18 protein-coding genes are annotated in these 19,666 nt (G+C 36.5%); 10 read left to right on the top strand and 8 right to left on the bottom strand.

What is annotated here, in order from left to right; all coding sequences use genetic code 11:
- Positions 1–150 precede the first annotated feature (150 nt).
- The 4 genes from ytpR to pepA form a co-directional block, all read right to left on the bottom strand.
- Positions 151–756, bottom strand: a complete 606-nt coding sequence (ytpR, locus tag A5844_RS05985; protein WP_086284352.1) for a YtpR family tRNA-binding protein — start codon at positions 754–756, stop codon at positions 151–153.
- Between the two features lie 264 nt (positions 757–1,020).
- Positions 1,021–1,491, bottom strand: a complete 471-nt coding sequence (locus A5844_RS05980) for a universal stress protein (protein ID WP_086284351.1) — start codon at positions 1,489–1,491, stop codon at positions 1,021–1,023.
- Between the two features lie 14 nt (positions 1,492–1,505).
- Positions 1,506–1,829 carry a thioredoxin family protein gene (locus tag A5844_RS05975; RefSeq protein WP_086284350.1) on the bottom strand — a complete coding sequence of 108 codons (324 nt, stop codon included), beginning with the start codon at positions 1,827–1,829 and terminating at the stop codon, positions 1,506–1,508.
- A 271-nt stretch (positions 1,830–2,100) separates the two neighbouring features.
- The gene (pepA, locus tag A5844_RS05970; RefSeq protein ID WP_086284349.1) at positions 2,101–3,180 is read right to left on the bottom strand and encodes a glutamyl aminopeptidase; all 1,080 of its coding nucleotides are present in this window, start codon (positions 3,178–3,180) and stop codon (positions 2,101–2,103) included.
- 199 nt (positions 3,181–3,379) lie between these two features.
- On the opposite strand from pepA, the gene A5844_RS05965 reads away from it, so the two are divergent.
- The 6 genes from A5844_RS05965 (at position 3,380) to A5844_RS05940 (ending at position 10,773) form a co-directional block, all read left to right on the top strand.
- The gene (locus A5844_RS05965) at positions 3,380–3,724 is read left to right on the top strand and encodes a PepSY domain-containing protein (protein WP_086284348.1); all 345 of its coding nucleotides are present in this window, start codon (positions 3,380–3,382) and stop codon (positions 3,722–3,724) included.
- Between the two features lie 187 nt (positions 3,725–3,911).
- Positions 3,912–4,862, top strand: coding sequence for a glycosyltransferase family 2 protein (locus tag A5844_RS05960; protein WP_086284347.1), 951 nt, complete (start codon positions 3,912–3,914; stop codon positions 4,860–4,862).
- Between the two features lie 15 nt (positions 4,863–4,877).
- The gene (locus A5844_RS05955) at positions 4,878–6,665 is read left to right on the top strand and encodes a DUF6020 family protein (protein ID WP_086284346.1); all 1,788 of its coding nucleotides are present in this window, start codon (positions 4,878–4,880) and stop codon (positions 6,663–6,665) included.
- Positions 6,643–7,863, top strand: coding sequence for a hypothetical protein (locus tag A5844_RS05950; protein ID WP_086284345.1), 1,221 nt, complete (start codon positions 6,643–6,645; stop codon positions 7,861–7,863). Before A5844_RS05955 ends, A5844_RS05950 begins: the two co-directional genes overlap by 23 nt.
- Before the next feature lie 254 nt (positions 7,864–8,117).
- Positions 8,118–8,498 (top strand): PH domain-containing protein, encoded by a 381-nt coding sequence (locus tag A5844_RS05945; RefSeq protein WP_086284344.1) that lies wholly within the window; start codon positions 8,118–8,120, stop codon positions 8,496–8,498.
- 1,045 nt (positions 8,499–9,543) lie between these two features.
- Entirely contained in the window at positions 9,544–10,773 is a 1,230-nt protein-coding gene (locus A5844_RS05940; protein ID WP_086284343.1) for an LPXTG cell wall anchor domain-containing protein, read from the top strand.
- Between the two features lie 229 nt (positions 10,774–11,002).
- Here A5844_RS05940 and pepV read toward each other — a convergent pair whose 3' ends face one another.
- The gene (gene pepV / locus A5844_RS05935; RefSeq protein WP_086284342.1) at positions 11,003–12,421 is read right to left on the bottom strand and encodes a dipeptidase PepV; all 1,419 of its coding nucleotides are present in this window, start codon (positions 12,419–12,421) and stop codon (positions 11,003–11,005) included.
- Positions 12,422–12,564: 143 nt separating this feature from the next.
- Here pepV and A5844_RS05930 point away from each other — a divergent pair, with 143 nt between their 5' ends.
- From A5844_RS05930 to A5844_RS05920, 4 genes are all read left to right on the top strand, one after another.
- Positions 12,565–13,392: an NAD(P)H-hydrate dehydratase gene (locus A5844_RS05930; RefSeq protein ID WP_086284341.1), complete on the top strand. Its 828-nt coding sequence runs from the start codon at positions 12,565–12,567 to the stop codon at positions 13,390–13,392.
- A gap of 17 nt (positions 13,393–13,409) precedes the next feature.
- The gene (locus A5844_RS05925) at positions 13,410–13,850 is read left to right on the top strand and encodes an acyl-CoA thioesterase (protein ID WP_086284340.1); all 441 of its coding nucleotides are present in this window, start codon (positions 13,410–13,412) and stop codon (positions 13,848–13,850) included.
- A gap of 194 nt (positions 13,851–14,044) precedes the next feature.
- Entirely contained in the window at positions 14,045–14,212 is a 168-nt protein-coding gene (locus tag A5844_RS14215) for a hypothetical protein (protein ID WP_164498432.1), read from the top strand.
- Positions 14,213–14,327: 115 nt separating this feature from the next.
- Complete coding sequence (locus A5844_RS05920; protein WP_086284339.1) at positions 14,328–15,008, top strand: GntR family transcriptional regulator; 681 nt, start codon at positions 14,328–14,330, stop codon at positions 15,006–15,008.
- 187 nt (positions 15,009–15,195) lie between these two features.
- On the opposite strand, the gene A5844_RS05915 is transcribed toward A5844_RS05920, so the two are convergent.
- From A5844_RS05915 to A5844_RS05905, 3 genes are read right to left on the bottom strand one after another with little or no spacing between them, the layout of a single operon-like run.
- Entirely contained in the window at positions 15,196–15,885 is a 690-nt protein-coding gene (locus A5844_RS05915) for a hypothetical protein (RefSeq protein ID WP_086284338.1), read from the bottom strand.
- Positions 15,857–17,986: a hydantoinase/oxoprolinase family protein gene (locus A5844_RS05910; protein WP_086284337.1), complete on the bottom strand. Its 2,130-nt coding sequence runs from the start codon at positions 17,984–17,986 to the stop codon at positions 15,857–15,859. Before A5844_RS05910 ends, A5844_RS05915 begins: the two co-directional genes overlap by 29 nt.
- A 55-nt stretch (positions 17,987–18,041) precedes the next feature.
- Positions 18,042–19,379, bottom strand: coding sequence for a citrate transporter (locus A5844_RS05905; protein ID WP_086284336.1), 1,338 nt, complete (start codon positions 19,377–19,379; stop codon positions 18,042–18,044).
- Positions 19,380–19,666 lie beyond the last annotated feature (287 nt).

Raw genomic sequence — 19,666 nt, 5'->3', positions numbered from 1 at the left:
GAATCCCGAAAATATGAAATCATATTTTCGAATTCTCCGGCTTTTTCTATCTTTGCGCTACTGTTGATGCTTAGTAGAAAGTATCCTCTACTTCAATTGATACACCTGATAGCTTTACAAAAATTTTTCTCTGGGAATAATTTTCAATCTTTATTTTAAGAATTCTTCGCCAACTACGGCATCTTCAGGTAAGACAAGGATACCTTTTTTTTCAGGTGCGTCTGGCAAATGTAGTTCTTTTGCTGAACAAATCATCCCGTCACTTTTCACGCCACGTAAAGCTCCCGGCCAAATCATTAGTCCATCGGGCATCATCGCACCTGGTTTTGCTACGACTACTTTTTGACCAGCTTCGATATTTGGTGCACCACAAACGATTTGTAACACTTGTCCATCGTCCACTTGTGTTTGCGTAATTGAAAGATGATCTGAATCTGGGTGAGGTTCACATGTTTGAACATACCCCACCACGATTTTTGGTTCATTGTCTATCTCAAGAATTTCTTCAAATCCAGCTTCTTTGATCAAACGGTTCAACTCAGCCACTTGGTCTTCAGTAAGTTTCACTTGTCCATTTCCTTCAATGGTTAAATGATCAGAAATATGGAAAAAATTCCAAGCAACGATCTGTCCTGATTCATCTTTGATTTGTGCGACATTCCATTTACGGCTTACTTTATTTTCTGTTCCTTTATCATCCGCTACAATAACCATTAATGTATCACCAACATGTGCGGGATTATAAGCAAAAATCATTTTGTCTCCTCCATTATCAAGTGTTCAAAATCAAATTATCTACGAGTCATGTCTGATGGTTTCAAATGCATCAAACGACAAAATTCTAGCAGACTCGCAGTTAATTTTCCATACTTAGTTCCTACTAAGTAAGATTCACTTTATCTTAACAAAAAAATGCCTGTTCTGCATAAAAAATTATGAAAAGGATTCAAAATATCAGGATTGATAGAAGAAAAAAAACGAACTTGCTTTTTCAAAACACAGTTCATTTTTTCTCATTTTTTAAGAGCGTTCAGTTTTCACTTCTTCAGGTTCAGAAACGATTAAGACATCACAAGGTGCTTGTCGGATCACGTAGTTTGCTACGCTACCTGTCATGAAGCGTTCGACTGCATTTAACCCTGATTGTCCGACCATGATAAGATCAATGTTATATTTTTTAGGTAGATTTACGGCCATTGATTGTCTCACCGAACCATAGGCAATGATTCCTTCAATTTTTTGATAATTGACGGATTGTCCGTATGCTTTACACTCGTCAATCATTTGTTTGGCTGTTTCTGTCTGCTGTTCGATCAAGGATTGATCAATTGGGGTATACCCCATAAATTGATAAAATTGCTGATCAATAACATTGGCAACATAGACTGTCCCCATATTCCTACGAGCAACTTCGACTGCTTTTTTAAAAGCTGAAAATGCTTGATCACTGCCATCAATTCCCACTAATATATTTTTGTATGTTTGTTCCATCCTTTTCACTCCTATCAGAAGCCTTTGATTGTTTGAGTTAAGAAATCTTCAATCTCTTCTTTTGTTTTACGGTCTTTATTCACCAAGCGACCTAACTCTTTCCCATCTTTGATGACCACGAAACTTGGAATGCCAAAAATATTCCATTCAGCAGTAAGATCGATATACGCGTCACGGTCGATCTCCACGAATGACCAATCAGAAAAATCGTTTTCTATCTCAGGCATTTTTGGCTTGATGAAACGGCAGTCACCACACCAATCTGCTGTAAAGAAAAATACATGATTCCCCTTTTCTACATAACTTGCTACTTCTTCAATATTCTTAGGAATAATCATTCAATCACGCCTCTTTCTCGTATTTCTTACTTAAATTATACACCTTTACTAAAAACCGACCAACTTATAACTTGATTTGTTCAAAAAATCAGTGGATAGACACCTCTTATCTAGTGACCTCATCATGATTAAATACAGTTTAAATAAACGAATTTTTAGTAAGAAATCAAAAAAATAAAACGAGAAGCGAAAATAGAAAAACTATTTTCAGATTCTTCGTTTTATTCTCAAAAAGGAATAGGCAGTCCTTTATTATTAATTTAAGCTTTGTTTATTTTCCGTAAACGATCGTATTGACCGTTGATTTATCCAAGCCTTTTAAGGTTTGGATCAACATTTCTCTAGCAGCTTCAAAATCACGGATGCTAAACATTGTTTGATGTGTATGGATGTAACGCCCTACAACACCGATAACTGTACTTGGAATACCTTCGTTTTGCGTGTGTGCAGCACCTGCATCTGTTCCACCTTTTGAAACAAAATATTGGTAAGGGATGTTATTTGTTTCCGCAATATCCAACAAATATTCACGTAAGCGAGGCAACATGATCAATCCAGGATCTTGGATACGCATCAATGTTCCTTCTCCTAAATGTCCAAAGGTACCATTTTTTGTGACAGTATCATCCGCTGCGGAACAGTCAACGGCAAAAAATAGATCTGGTTTAAACTTATTGACAGAGGCTTTTGAACCACGAAGTCCTACTTCTTCTTGCACATTTGCACCTGCAATCAATGTATGTCCCAAGGTTTCTTTTTCTAAAGCTTCTAATGCTTCCAAGACCATTGTACAACCATAGCGATTGTCCCAAGATTTACTGATGATATTTTTTCCATTGGCAGTTTTGATCGTTTCAGCAAATGGTACGATCGTATCTCCTGGTAATACGCCAAAACTCATGGCTTCTTCCCGAGACTCAAATCCTGCATCAAATAAAATATCTGTGACTTCAACTGATTTTTGTCCACTTGTTCCTCGCAGTAAATGTGGTGGGACGGAAGAAGAGATACATGGATAATTTTTACCCGTTGATGTTTTCAATGTAAAGCGTTGTGCAGAAACTACATATGGATTCCAACCACCCAAAGGAACCACTTTAAATAAGCCATTTTCTTGGATTTGTGTCAACATGAAGCCTACTTCATCCATATGCGCTGCCACCATGACACGAGGTGCATCTGCTTCTTGATGGTGACGTAAGCCAAAGATGCCTCCCAAACCATCTAGTTGAAGTTCATCCACTAACGGCTCCATATGCTGTTCCATGTATGCTCGGATATCTTGTTCAAAGCCACTTGTCCCTTGTAATTCTGTTAGTTCTTTAATACGTTGAAATGTCTTTTCATCCATAATCCTGTTCGTCTAAATTTCAGACTATTCTCCTTTCGGTTTTAGCGTTGATTCATCTTCCATAAGTATCTTTTTCAGACAAATCTCTTACGTTTATTATACCGTATTTTCTTTCAATACGGTTATTTATTTCAAAGAAATTCATAGAGTGTGGTAAAATAAAGCCACAGGAACTTTACAAAAAGGAGAGATAGTCATCATGTACGAAGAAAGCGAACAAGCGTATTTTAAAGGTGGATTGGCTGTAGGACTTAGTCTTGGATTACTAAGTGGTGTAGCGACTACGTTATGGTATCATCGCAAAAAAACATTATCTGCAGATGAAGTTTTACACACGATCAAAGAAGCTTTTTTAGATGAGGGATCTATTGAAGGTTCATGGATTTCCTTCGAAAAAGAACCGACACGTAAATTTGCTATCCATTCAAAAGCTTATCGTGGTGGGATTTCTCGCATAGAAGATGGTGAAGTCGTCTATTATGAATTTTTAGCAGATGCTTATACTGGTACCGTATTGAATATAACAAGAAAAAAATCTTCCTAAGCGTCCTCAATCATCTCTTATAAAAAAGATTCCTTAGTATGTAGGCGTCAACCTATTTATTTAAGGGGTCTTTTTATAGAGGAAAGAGGATTATTTATTTAGATGATTTTTTCTAAAAACTGGTATTAAACCAAAGGATACGGTATGCTTGGTTTATAATTTTGTCATTTATTTAGGAGAGTGGAACATGGATCAACAAGAAAAAATCGCTGTACTTATTCCTTGCTATAATGAGGAAGCGACAATCTCAACTGTTATTACTGATTTCAAAAGAGAATTACCTACAGCTGATATTTATGTTTATGATAATAATTCAACGGATCAGACATATAAACTTGCGGTACAAGGTGGGGCCATCGTCAAAAAAGAACCTCGTCAAGGAAAAGGAAATGTCATCCGCCAGATGTTTTTTGATATTGATGCTGATTATTATTTAATGGTCGATGGAGATGATACCTACCCAGCTGAAGCTGTTCATGAATTGCTAGCTAAATTGCGTTCGGAAGAAGCGGATATGGTGATTGGTGATCGTCTTTCTAATGGGACTTATTTTGATGAAAATAAACGACCATTCCACGACTTTGGCAATAATTTAGTAAAGAATACGATCACTCGTTTATATAAAACAGAAATCAAAGACGTGATGACTGGCTATCGTGGATTTAATCGAGTCTTTGTCAAAAGTTTCCCTATCATGAGTTCAGGCTTTCAAATCGAAACGGAACTAACGATCCATGCTTTAGATAAAAAATTCAAACTCGTTGAAGTCCCTATCGATTATCGTGACCGTCCAGAAGGTAGTGAATCAAAATTAAATACATTCTCGGATGGCTTCAAAGTGATCATGATGATCATAAAAATGTGTAAAGACTATAAACCAATGATGTTCTTCAACATTTGGACACTTATCTTCTTTTTAGCAGGATTAATCACTGGGATCCCAGTAATTCGCGAATTTATGATGACAAGCTTCATCACGAAAGTTCCTTCAGCGATTCTAAGTACTGGGTTCATGATTCTCGCTTTATTGTCATTAGTCACTGGTATGATTTTAGATACTGTTGTAACAAATGCTAAAAAAGAATACGAATTGAACTTATACCATGTTTATCATGAGCAACGGCAAAAAAGAAAATAATTAGGAGGCTTTTTGATGCAAACAAAAACGACTCGCCTTCTACCCGCCTTTTTTTTGACTCTTTTATTTTTTGGTATTTCCTTTTTCACTGCTTATGGGTTAGGTTCTTTGAACCCAGCCTTGATTCTTGTATTAATTTCCTTGTTATGGATCGTATACAAACAGTTAGGAGTTCATTTATTTTCCCTAGAATTTGATTTTCAAACTATAGCATGTTTGTTTTTTTCAGCTTTGTTTGCTTTAACGTTAGCAACAGGTACGCGAATCCAATTCACCCATGTATCTGCGAGTTATAAAGAAACATCGATTACAACGTTTAGCTTTTTCCAAGTTCTCGTATTTCTTTCAACCTTTATTTATTGTTTACTCATGCTACGTTTTATCATTAAGATATTACCTGACCTGACCTCTTATTTTACTTCAAACAAAGCTAAACCTAGATCCATCTGGAAATATTTTTTGTTTTTCACATCCATCTTACTTATTTCTTGGTTGCCTTATGCCTTAGCACTTTATCCTGGTGTAGTCTTACCCGATTCTTTAAGTTCAATTGGACAAGCACTCGGTGATGCTCCTTTAAACAATCATCATCCCATATTATTTACATTGATTGTTCAATTTTTTATTGATGTACTGCCTATATCAACCATTAATCACGGGGTTTTTCTATTTTCTATGATGCAATCTTTAATAACTGCATTATCGATTAGTTATTCTCTTTGTTGGTTAATGAAGAAAAAAGTACCTTTGATCCCTATTATGATTTCTCTAGGCTACTTTTCACTTTCACCTGTTTTTCCGATCTATGTCTTGAATATGCAAAAAGATACTTTATTTTCAGTTGCTTGTTTATTATTTTCACTGACCCTATTCGATATCATCAGTCAAAAGGATAAGCCAACGTTTTCACTACAAGTCCGTTTACTTATTTTAGCATTATTAACCACTTATTTACGAAACAATGGTCTGTATGTAGTCCTAGGTACAGGGGTAGTTTATGGTTTGATTTCAATAAAAAGAAAGTCATACCAAGCTTTTGTCCCAATTGTACTCACCTACATTCTATTAATTAGTCTAGTCATACATCCACTCATGGCTCGTTATATCACACCTACCCAATCGGCTGAACAATTAGGTATTCCATTACAACAAGTTTCTCGAACACTTGTGATGGATGGAACGATGTCAGAGCATGACAAAGAATTTATGAACCAATTATTACCACTTGAATCTTATGAAGTCTATGCGCCTAGTTTAGCGGATCCCATCAAATGGCATAAACAATTCAATAATGAGTTTTTAAATAAACATAAAAAGGAATTTTTAATGTTGTGGGCTAGAAACCTCCCGTCAAATATCCAAATCTATACAGATGCCTATATACTAGATACATTTGGTTTTTGGATTCCGAATGTTAAAAACAGTTATGGTTTTTTAGATACGCGCGTGAATACCAATAGTTATGGAATAAAACAAGCCGACTTGATTGCCCGTTACACTGGAAATTCAGGTATGGAAAGGATTATTGCGCAACGAAATTTCTTTGGCTCTGGTACTTTATTGTGGTGGGTTTTGTTCAGCCTATTGCTGGCAGTTATCATTAGGAACAAAAAAACTATTGTACTTTTATTACCCGGATTATTGGTTTTTCTAACAATAATGATTGCTACTCCTGTTGCTTTTAGTTTACGCTATGTCTTTATTCTGGCACTTGCCTTACCTATTTACCTCATAGCGCCCTTCTTACTTGAAAAAAACAATGAAACGATAGGAGATTCATATGAAGCTACTGAAAAAAATTAGTCTCACATTTTTCATTTTATTAATTAGTTATTGTTCTTTGTTGATACTATCATTTAGTATTCCCCAACAGTTTATTCAAACAAATGCTGAGAAATCCATAGCAATGATTGAAAAGGAAGGTTTATATCCATCCATTAACGAAGGAAATACTGGCTCAAAACGAGATAATTTTACCGATCGACTAATGATTAGAAAAACAAAGAAAAGTCTCGAATTAAGCACAATAGAAAATACTATGTCTATGGATAACTATCCACGTTACTGGCACGGTTATCAAGTCTTTTTACGTCCATTACTCGTTTTTATGAGTTTAGGTAGTATCCGTATGATTTACGCTGTTATTCTCTTTCTGCTGATTGGATTAACTAGTTACTATCTAATCAAGCGTAGTGACATTTATGCTGGAATTGCTTTTTTGATTACTTTAGCAGTTGGAAATGCCGCCACTTTTTTCTTTAGTATGCAATATGCGAATCTCTGGATTTTCACCTTGTTTATTACGCTACTAATGCTTATCAAACCAAGATTAGTAGAAAAGTCATCATCCATGTTTCTATTCTTTTTTATTATCGGTTCATTGACTAATTTTTTGGATTTGTTGACTACTCCACTCATTTCATGGGGAATTCCAGTTATTTTGTTCTTTTATCTTCATAATAAATACCCAACAATTAAACGTGAAAATACACAAAAACAGTTTGGACGTTTATTATTTTCTGGTATTTTTTGGGGTATCGGTTATGGCCTTACTTGGTTTGCAAAATGGTTAATTGCATCAATTGTTTTAAAACAAAACGTCATCAAAGATGCGATTACCCAAATTTTATTCCGTACTGAAGGGAATGAAGACTATCCTTTGCAACGTCTAGACATGTTAAGAAAAAATATTTCTCTCATGTACCCTAAGGTGACTTTACTGATCCTTGGCGCAACTTGCTTGATTTTTCTTATTATAGCAATCCGAAAACGAACAAAGATACGCTCCTATACCGATTTTATCTTATTTGGTGTGATTGCATTGACACCTTATATTTGGTTCAATATCCTTGCCAATCATTCACAGATCCATTATTGGTTTACCTATCGAGAACAAATGATCACTACTTTTGCTCTACTTTGCGCTTTTGCTTTTCTGATTCCTCCAGATCTAAGGGAAGATCCCTACAATAAACAAATGCATGGAAAATCAGACTCATAGCTACTAGAGACAACTACAAGAGAAAACCCGAGCAATTCAACGAAAGGCGAAATCCTATTTGAATTGCTCGGGTTTTATAGACTGCTTGAAAACCTACTTTACCTCCCATCATTGGGATTTCGTTCCCCTTGATTCTTCTATTTTTTCTGGTATCCGAATTATAAAGTTCCATTTGAATCTCAAGCTCTGCTAAAATAAAAGAAAAGACATTTGCTTTAACTTGTTTTTATGATATTTATTCAAGGAGTGATAGGATGGGTATTTTTGATGGCCTGATGGGGAATGCGACTCAAATGGATACAACTAACAGTACGAGAGAGATTCAAGAATTTCTTATTCCAAATGAGAAAGTAGAATTAGCCTTCAAACTCGTTCGAGATCTAATTGTATTTACGGATAAACGTTTAATCGTCGTGGATAAGCAAGGTGTTACTGGAAAAAAAGTTTCCTACAAATCCATTCCGTACAAATCAATTTCTCGCTTTTCCGTCGAAACCGCTGGACATTTTGATTTAGATGCAGAATTAAAAATCTGGATCTCCAGCGCAGAGTTACCGGCTGAATCATTACAATTTCGGAAAGATAAAAATATTATTGCCATTCAGCAAGCACTAGCTTCAGCTGTTTTACAATAATTACACTAAGTGAATGGAACAAAAATAGTGTGAATCACTTAAGCGAAGAAACAATGTTCCAAAAAAAACACCTTAAAAAAATAAGCCTAAGAATATTGAAAACGTGCAGAACTATTTTTGATATTTTCGGCTTATTTTTAGGAGCTAAGCACATAAAACCACTCTCTTTCTATAATCAATCAAAGAAATCTGTTTCACAAAAGCAATTAATTTTGCATAGAATTCTTCATTAGATTAGTGACACTGATAATCAGATAACTTAAAAGCTTTCCTTTGGTAATTTATGGTTTAAATATTTTGATTTTTCAAATTTTTCCAATCATTTTCAAAATATAAATTAAGAAATTTTATTCTTTCCAATAAATTTCTATAAGTCTGAACATCAGCTATCTAGCATATTTAACTTCTTTCAACCTATTATTTTTATTGATTATGATCCTATTTTCTTTTACGAATCAGTTCATGATTATACACTCACTTATTGAACTTTCACGCATGTTCCTGTATGATATTTATACAGGATAGGAATTTCTTGCGTACCCATCTAAAAAGTAAAAGCAAGTTATATTGCTATGTGAATGAAGACAAGTTGATATTTTATAATTGTTACGACGTTATCAAATACATACATATTTCTATGGATAAGCACATTATCCCCCATACATAACTAAAATCACCAGGCTCAAATAGAATTTACTTACTATTTAATGAACCACAGTCAAAGGTCTGTGGTATACCTATGGAATATATAAGTGGAAAAAGGTGTTTTTTGCTGGAGTACTCTATAGGATTTACAACCAGTTGGATAAGTCTAGACAAGAAAATTTATCATTTTCACTTGATAGAACTAGAAGAGAAAAAAATCATCTCTAAATAAAATCTGGATTTTTTCGTTAAAAATAGTCCCTTCGTGCTGGAACACGAAAGGACTTAACTCCTAAAAGCTATAATCAGGTAAATAAAATATAGCAGAACAACCCCCAATTATGATTTCTATTTTTTCTTACGATAGAAATAGTTGGCGCGTTGTGGAGGAGAATAAACAATGAAATTAGTAAGTAGCGTCACCCTATTTTCGTTGTTAGCACCGTTGACGCTAGCTGTCAATGAGCCAACAACCCAATCTTCAACAAATGACTCATCTACACCTTCTATCGTAGAAACAACTGATTCTACATCATCTGATGTCACGCAATCTAGCACAACAGAAACAACTGACTCGAGTATAGAAAACAATAAAGAAACAATTAGTGAAATAACTGTCCGCTATTGGGATGCAGACCCCGAAAAGCCCTTTCGCAAATCTATTTTTCGAGCTGAAAAAGGAAAAAAACTGAATATAAAAATGATTTCCTTTGATGGCTGGGAAATTGAGGGCTATGTATTAGATCGTGATGAAGACCATGATAAAAATCGCGACGAAAGTCGTGATGAAGATTTAGAAACAGAATTGACCCCACTTGAAGAGGATCAAAAAACGCTTGAAGTAAAAGCTTTAAAAGATACTTATACCCTTGATATTTATTACAAAAAAACAGATGTAACAACGCAACAAACTCAAGATACTGTACATACAGAAGCATCTACAGAAACATCAGAGAGCGAATCGATTGGAAGAACCAATGACTTCAAACCAACGATAGATTCAATAGATGATTCAATCGAACAAACAGATGAGCAAACAGAACCCGAGCTGTCAATTATTGAGGAGGAACCTTCTCTACCTGCTGGTGAAGAGCTCACTTTAACGAAAGAAGACCTAATTGAAGACTACTTTGATTACTCTGGTAATGTAGATGATCTTGAACTTACTATTGAGTCGGAATATGTCTATGCGATCCATCCAGCAAACTCTGATAAGCTCTACCACTCCGACTTAGATGCTCTTTTAGGAATAACTAGAAGCAACATTATCGTTATGACAGAAGATTATGCTTTAGAAAACGGATATAAGAAGTCGGATTCAAATGCGGATGCAGAGATCGAAGCAATCAATCAACTTAAAGATGGTCGCTATAAAATCACAGCGACAGATGGTACTCAAGATGCAGAAATCATTCTCACGATCGGTGATTTAAAATCAGTTAATCAAAATCCTGGACAAGAAAGTTCTGATACTGATACTACAGAAAGTCAGGAGACCTCTAATACAACTACACAAGCCAATGTCCCAACATTGCCCAAAACAGGTAGCTTAAATAGCAATATTTTGACTGCTTTAGGATTCTCTATCTTAAGTTTAGGTGTAGCCATTCTAATCAAGAATCGTTCTTAGTCCCAAAAAAGAAAGAAACTTATTTTTTAAAGATTCTCCTACGAGTTTTTCTTTAAAATAATCAAAATTCAAGTAAAAAAGCGGCATATTTTGTGCATCTTCACGCAGGAAGACCACAAAACACGCCGCTTTCTCTATCTTAGTCTAATTTTGATTTCTATAAATGATATACTTTAGGATTTTACATTTCTTGATGTTAAGATAACTTGAGATTGCGTTAAAAATCATCTTAACGCGCTAAGCGATAGATGGCATCTGCATAGATTGCTGTTGCTCGGAACAAATCATCTAAGCTCATGAATTCATTGGCTTGGTGCATCGTATCTGTATAGCCTGGGAACATTGCTCCGTAAGCTACACCACGTTTCAATAAGCGCCCGTAAGTTCCACCACCAATAATTTGTTCATAACCTTTTTCACCTGTATGGTCTTCATAGACTTGTAACAAAGTTGCTACTAATGGATCATCCATTGGTACATAGTGAGGTTCCATGACCCGAGCACCACGAGTAACAATTGCACCTTCGTTTTCAACTGTTTTTTGCAGACGACTTTCTAATTCATCCACAGTTATTCCTTTAGGAAAACGGAAATTCATATTAATAAAGTTATCTTCTTCTGTTCCATTATCTTCAAAGGCAAATAAGCCCGCATTCATCGTTAGTTTACCCATTTTCTCATCTTCATGAGCAACCCCTAATTTTTCACCATAAAAATCTTCATGGACATAAGTAGCAGCTACATGGATAAATTGTTTCGCTGAACCGATGAATTCATAATTGTCTAAGAAAGCTGCTAAGAATGAGCCAGCGTTGATACCAGATTGTGGGCTCGCACCATGTGCCCCTTTTCCTACAACGTTCATTTTAACATACGTATGATCTGCTTCAATCGTGCCGCTAATTGGATTTGCTTCTACAAAACGGTAGAAGGCTTCTTCTAATGCGATAGCCGCTTCAGCACTTGGTACTTCTAATTTTGCTGTGGCTGTACCAGGCACCATATTTTCACGCAACCCAGAAACAAACGATTTCAAGACGTAATCTCCTGCATTGTCTCCTTGGAAACGAAAAGCGAAAGAAACGTTTCCTTTTTCACCATTGATGATTGGGAATTCTGCATCTGGTGAAAAACCAAAGTCTGGCTCTTCTTCGTGTTTAAAGTAATAGGCCATATCTGCCCAGCCACTTTCCTCGTCACTACCAACAACAAAGCGAACTTTTTTGGATAATTCTAAGTCTAACTCTTTTATGATTTTCATTGCATAATAAGCAGCCATACTTGGACCTTTATCATCACTTGAACCCCGGGCAAAGATTTTTCCATCTTTGATTACTGGTTCATAAGGATCTGTATCCCAGCCATCCCCTGCCGGTACCACGTCCATATGACCAAAGATCCCTAAAGTTTCCTCACCTTCACCAAGGTCAATATGTCCAGCATAGTTGTCCACGTTTTTCACGACAAAACCATCACGTTCACCGTATGCTAGCATGTGTTTCAATGCATCTCGGGGACCAGGTCCAAATGGTGCATCCGGTGTTACTTTTGAGTCGTCACGTTCACTGTTCACTCGTAAAAGATTTTTCAAGTCTTCAAGCAAGTCTTCTTTACGTGCTTCTACTTCTTTTTGCCAATTAATTGTCATAAAGTTAATCCTCCACTCATTAAGTCTACGTGTCCATCATACCACAAATGCCTAAAATAGTTTAAAAAATCAGACAACTAACAAAGGAATCTGTTTTTCCAATAATTATTCTACGCTATAATAAAAGAAAGGAGGCTTTTTCAATGTTATTAAACGAACAATTGCTTCATCAAGTCATCACACCACGACCAACAAACTCTCATAAAGGGACTTTCGGAAAAACGATACTGATTGGGGGGAACGCTCAATATGGTGGAGCCATTATCATGAGTGCCCTAGCCACTGTCAATAGCGGAGCTGGTCTAACAACTGTTGTGACAGATGCTTGTAATCACTCTGCGATCCACAGTCATTTACCAGAAGCAATGGTCGTGGACTGGCGAGACCAAGAGACGCTATCTTCTGTAATGGAGCAAGCAGATGTAATACTCATTGGGCCAGGGTTAGGCACAACGCAACAAAGTCTGGATTTGTTAAAATTCGTCTTAGCGAAACAAACTGATACACAATGGCTGATTCTTGATGGTTCTGCACTGACTTTGTTTGCTACACATTCACTTGAGCTTCCTTACCCACATCAAACAGTACTGACACCTCATCAAATGGAATGGCAAAGAGTAAGTAGTTTACCCTTGCCTGAACAGACAGAAATGAATAGTCGCCAAAAACAACAAGAATTAGGCGTTACAGTCGTTTTAAAAAGCCACAGGACAACGATCTATGGTCAAAAAGATATCTACAAAAACACCGCTGGATCAGCAGCTATGGCAACTGGTGGTACTGGAGATACATTGGCTGGTATGATCACTGGTTTCTTAGCACAATTTCCTAAAAATGATTTGACGATTGGTGCGGCTGTCTATCTTCATAGTTTCATTGGCGATGAGTTAGCCAATGAACACTATGTTGTTTTACCTACAAAAATCAGTGAGTGTATCCCCCAATGGATGCATTATTTCAGCATAAAATAAATGACAGGAGTTCTATCATGGAAAAATACAACGGATATTTCAGGGAACCATTCTATTACGAAACGGATCAAATGGGGATCATTCATCATAGTAATTACATTCGATGGTTTGAAGAAGCAAGAGTCGCATTATTAGAACATTTAAATTTCAGCTATCAAAAAATCGAAAAACAAGGCATCATTATTCCAGTTCTTGAAGTAAGTTGCCAATACAAAGAAATGATCCGTTACGGCGACAGATTGCGTATCCAGCCAATTATTGCCAATTACACAGGAAGTCGTTTAGATTTTAGCTATGAAATCTATGGACTTGATGACCAACGTTTACGTACTACTGGTACAAGCAAACATTGTTTCTTACTTGCAAAGAATCAGCGATTGACAAAGCTCAGTCGCAATTATCCAGAATTAGATCATTTATTTCAAGCCTATGCTAAATTAGAGGAAGGTAACATTTAAGAAGAACGATTTCTGTATTTGAAAAATTTTACTCATTTCAATAAGAAAGGTAATCTCTTTCTCATTTCCTTTTTTCCGTCTCTAAAGAATGTAAAAAGTGTGTCTTAATTTAACAATTACTTAAAAATCTAGGTTTATTTCTTGCTATTTAGCAACTGATTTGTATAATTGAAGAAAAAAAGCAGGTGATTCTTATGTACGTCGTGAAAGTAATGCATGGTTATATTGACAAAACTGGCTGTCGCACTCGTGAAAAGAACCCAGAAAATTTGCTTGTTTTTAAAGATAGAAAAGAATCCGAAACCTTTGCCAAACAAATTGGTGGTCGTGTGAAACAACTGCATGAAGTTCGACCTGATTAAATAGAATCGTCTATTCCAGTTACATAAAAGTAATTGGAATTTTTTTGGCTCGTCATTCAATGTAATCGTTTTATGTTATAATTATTTTATTATTTTGTGATAGAAAGGAGCTTGTATGGCTATTACAAATTTACAGCAACAAGCCTATGAGTCGATCCGTAAACAGATCATTTATTCTGAATTAGCACCTGGCAGTAGGATTTCTGATAAAGTCTTAGAAGAACAACTTGCAATCGGTCGTACGCCAATTCGAGAAGCATTGATCCAATTACGAAACCAAGAATTGATTGAGATTATTCCACAATCTGGAACCTATGTCTCGAAGATCGATATCCGTTCAGCTTATTTAGCTCGTTATACACGAGAAAAACTAGAAAATCCGATCTTTCAAGAGTGCAGTGCAAAAATGACGGAAAAAGATCAAGACATCTTAATGAGAATCTTGGAGCAAACCGATCAAGCGATCCTAACACAAGATAAAAAAATGTTTTTTTATCTTGATCATGAATTCCATCGCATCTGTTACAATATTGCAGAAAAAGCAGAGATTTGGAATTGGATCCAAGGATATAGTACGCATCTAGATCGTTTCCGCTGGTTACGATTGACTATCATAGCCCTCGATTGGGGGCGGGTATTAGAAGAACATCATACGCTTTTACAGGCGATGATCGCTCAAAATTTAGATGAAGTCAGTTTTCTTTGTAGCTTGCACTTACATATGATCATTGAGGAGCAAGAATATGTACGTCAAGCCTACCCTGATTATTTTGAGTCGAATTCTCTCATTTTTTAATCGATACTCCCTTTATTTTCACCTCAAAGAAAAGTGAGGTTGGAACAAGTGTTAAACCACAAGAAGTCGCTTCTGATCCCACCATTTATACATTTTTAAAGCGTGATACAAAAGTGTTCTTTACTTTTATCCACGCTCGTCATTTCTCAAATCAGCTAGCTGAAAAATCGTGATCTTCTCTTTCTTTTTAGAGCAGATAACGATTCTTCAGCTTTTTTTCGATTTCTTTTACTCTTTGTAGAACAAGTTGGCTTTTTTCTAAATCGTAGAATGATAGTAATAATACTTCTATGATGTAGACTGAAAAATCCACTTGATTGAGTTCCTTTGAAAAACTCATCGCTGCAATTTCACTTACAGCACGAACAGTAGAAAGATGTCGGTAACCAAATAGTTTCCATAGTTCGATTTTTGTTCGTTGCGTGTAAATATTGAGATCTTTTGATTCAATATGATGAAATAATTCGTGACCCAAAATTAAATTTTCTGTTTTTTCGAGTGGATGATTGTTGCACTGTATTTGTTCCCTCAACTTTTCTAGTGGCTCAGTCATCAAGCGAATCCCTGTTTCTTCATCATAAGTAGCGAAAGTCAAGCGTTCTTTTGTCTCTTCTGATTGCTGGTGTGAGATCGTCGTTCCTAGCCTGATACAGATTTCTTGGATAGTTGTATCAAGCATTACGTTTCTCACTTTATTTGCTGTTTCAATTCCACACTGCATCGCTTCTTTAATCATATTCTTTTGTTGATTACACGAGATTTTTCTCTTTAAGATTTCTTTTTGAAATTCGTGGTATCCCCAAGTTTCTTCTGAAATCATGAGCAACTCAGTAAGCAACTCATTGGATTCAGGTTTGTTTAATATTGCCTGCAACAATGATCACTTCTTCCTCTGGCGCTAAAGTGGCTATCTCTAGATCCATCAATAATTGAAGTTGTTCGAGAGTCGTCGCAGAAAAATCAGAGATCCTTGCTCCTAAGCATAAATAAAACTCCGGACGTGCAATGATTTCTGTCTGATACACAGCCATTTCTTCCCATAATAGCTCAACACTTGCTAAGTAATTCTTAGCTGTCGTTTTTTTACAAGAGGCATGACCACGTTGTACTTTGATAAATCCTTTTTTATCTAAGATACGAATGGCTCCTTTATCTTTTTGTCGATCCTTTTCACCATACACATAAAAGAAGGCTGTTTTTTCTAATAATGTCACTTCTGCAGGTGTGATTCGTAAATCTTCTGCCGCTAAAGCTAGGCCTTCTGAGACTGTGATTTCTTTGGTGAGATCCGTTGTTTTAACTTCTGTTGAACCTGTAGCGATTGCTGTGACCTTTGAGGTTTGTGGATCAATTTCAACGTGTACTTCGATCGATTCTGAAGTTGCTCCTGATTCAATTGCTTTTTGGATTGCTTCATTTTTTAGTGACTGGATCTCTTCTTTACTTGGTGAAGGAATGATTCGTTCAACGACATCTCTAACCATTGCTAAAGCAACCCCAATGGAAGAAATCACTTCAGCATTTTCTGGGATAGAATACTTCACCCCCATTTGATTACTAAAATAGGTAATCAAAGAAGCTGCACCACCACCAACGCCAACTAGAGAAATTTGGTCTTTTTCTAATTGATATTTATCTGCTAGTTCGAGAATCACTGGTTCGATTTTAGCATATGCTTTTTCCATGATTTGCGTGGCAATCGTTTCAACACTAACTTGGCAATAATCTGCTAGAGCTTTGATTGCTTGATAAGCGGATGAAACATTTCCATATGAAAAATGTTCTTTATTGACTAGTCCTAAAACATTGGCAGCACATGTATTGGTAATGGTCACTTCTTTTCCATCTGCTAATACTACTTTAACATAATCAGCTGGATCCCCTGGTCTCGGAGAAAAGAAGACTACTTTAGGTTCTTTGATTGCTTCTTCAGGTGTAAAAACAGCATAGTCTAATCCAGCAATATGCGCAGATCGTGGTCCAACGTCAACGATCCCTGAACGATCTGCTCGAACCATTGATCCCCCTGCCACACCAAGTACACGAACATCTAAAGAGGAGATATAAGTTGGATGCCCCCCAACAATAGAATAGTCAATAGCAGGTCGGCCATTTTTGATTACTCCAATATTAGTAGTCGTTCCACCCACTTCAAAATAAACACCATTAGAGGCTCGAAGGTACATGAGGGAGCCCATGACAGAGGCTGCAGGGCCTGAAAGCATAGTTAGCACTGGACGCTTTTTCATTTCACTAATCTCCATGACGCCCCCATCGCCACGCATGATCATCAGTGATACATCCACACCCGCATCACGTACTGACCGTTCTGTTGATGTTGCAGTATCTAACATTTTAGGTAAAATCGATGCATTGATGGCGGCAGTCCTTGTTCTTCTAGTCAAACCATAAAGTTTCGTGATATCAGAAGCCATCGTTGTGGGAATGTTTTTTTCTGTAGCGATTCTGTAAACTAATTGTTCTGGTTCACTATTATCTACGCCAAAAGCCATAGAAGAAACAAGAACTTCCGCATGTTCGTTTTCGAGTGAGGAAATCACTTCATAGACTCGTTTTTCATCCAACTGCTTTAACGTTAAAAAGGCGTTACTGATATTTATTTTTTTATTGTTTCCAAGGTCGATGTCATTTAATCGTGTTTGTCGTTTCGCTAAAAAACCTTCAATCCCCCCTTTGGACATTCCAATCACACCGACTTTTGCAACGTCGCCCTCAATCAATGCGTTCGTCGCTTGTGTGGTAGAGTGAGCAACAAAAACGATATCATTCGGCCTAATTTTATTTTCTCGCAAACAATTCTGAAACGATCGGACAACTCCTTCTGCTACACCATTAGGATGATCATGTGTCGTTTTGACAGATGACTTCCCAATGATTTCTTGTGTTTGATTGTCGATCGCTACCGCTTTAGTGTGCGTTCCTCCCACATCGATTCCCATTCTTACAAGACGTGCCATTTTCTCTCTCCTATCTCTCATTGACTGTCTGAAATTTGTTTCTTATGTAGGTCTCTTAGAAATTACCATATAATAAAAATATAAAAATACTAACAATTGCCCCAATAATCCAACCTGCTGGGATCGATTTTTTCATATATTCTCTTGAAGAAACTTTAGTATAGCCTAATCCCCATGCTACCCATGATTGCGTAATATCTATGTGTTGAGGAGCAATCGTTGTCGTGGCGAACAAAGGATATAAAAATGCAACAGGCATCGTGGGATTCACAGCTAGAACTACAGCTAAGATGGCCGAACCTGAACCTACTAAACTCAATGGTCCTCTAAAGAATCCTAAAGGGGTTAAGACAACAAAAGCTAAAGTTAAGATGAATGGTGTTTTAGGAATGAAATCTCCTAGGATCGCTGAAAAATAAGAAGACGCATAGGCAGCAGAGTTATTGAACATTGCTAATGTCATTAAAAAGCCAATCATTGGTGCCACATCTGTCGTACCATCTGTAAACAATTTGGCAAACTGACGACAGATTGCTTTGTAACCACCACGTAATTTACCAGTAAATAGCAACGCCCAAATTCCTGCAATGATAAACCCTAATATAATCGGGATATCCAATAACACGACACCTAAAACAGGGATCAATACTGCAAACCATGAAAGAATTGGTGCGTCTCCTGTTTCGCCATGGGTTTCGATAGCCATGGAATAACGCTTTTTTTTGTTCATTGATATATTAGCTATCGTTAATACCACGATTAAACTGACGACCATACCAATCATCCCGATTCGGAAATAGTCATTATATGTATAAGCTTCAGCCGCAGGATTAAACCCAGCGAAGATTGTTTGATATTGCTTAAAGTTCACAATATTCACAAAAATACCAGCCATAATCGATCCCATAAAAGAAAAAAGTGCAATCGGAGCAGTGATCCCTAAAGACATCATAATCGGTAAAACAATCACTGCGATAGAGATCACAGGTCCAATACCTGTCATGGACATGAAAATGATCGCTGTGACTATACAAAGCAATCCCATCGTGACTCGCGGTTTATCTCCTCCCAATTCGACGACACGACGTATCAATGTTGCAGCAATTCCACTTTCCATCAACACCCGCCCAAAAAATGCACCAAAGAAGACGTTTACTAGTATTGATTTCGCATACTCAGCTGGACCGGTGGCATAGATATGTGTGAGGACATCAATCAAACTCTGCCCCTCCATTGCGGGATTAGGTGAAAAATAGTTCCCAATCAGGGCCAAAGTCATCCATACGGTTGCCATGATGGCTAACCCAACCATCAAGTTGTACCCTTTCACACAGTACCAGACAATAAAAAAGAACGAAATAACTAGTAGACCACCAATAATAATATTACTCATATGATTCCTCCTTTTTCTATTCAAGAATACTAACTGATATATCAATCACTTGATTCTAACTCAAAGAAGTAATCGCTTACATTAAAATAGAAAAATTTTTGATTCACTTTAAATTAAAAAATGTTCATTATGATTCAAAAAATCTCGACCTTTTATCGTACAGCCTTCGAATATTTATACTATTTCTATTTATAGTGACATTCAGCTGTGAAAATAACAGATCATTTTTTGTAAATAATAAAGGCGGGGTAAACGTTGATACGACAACTTTTATTGGCTCTATACTT

It is taken from the genome of Candidatus Enterococcus wittei (assembly GCF_002140175.1).
Taxonomy (GTDB): domain Bacteria; phylum Bacillota; class Bacilli; order Lactobacillales; family Enterococcaceae; genus Enterococcus_B; species Enterococcus_B wittei.
Note: the sequence above shows the minus strand (reverse complement) of the source record. Positions and strands in the feature narration are given on the sequence as shown.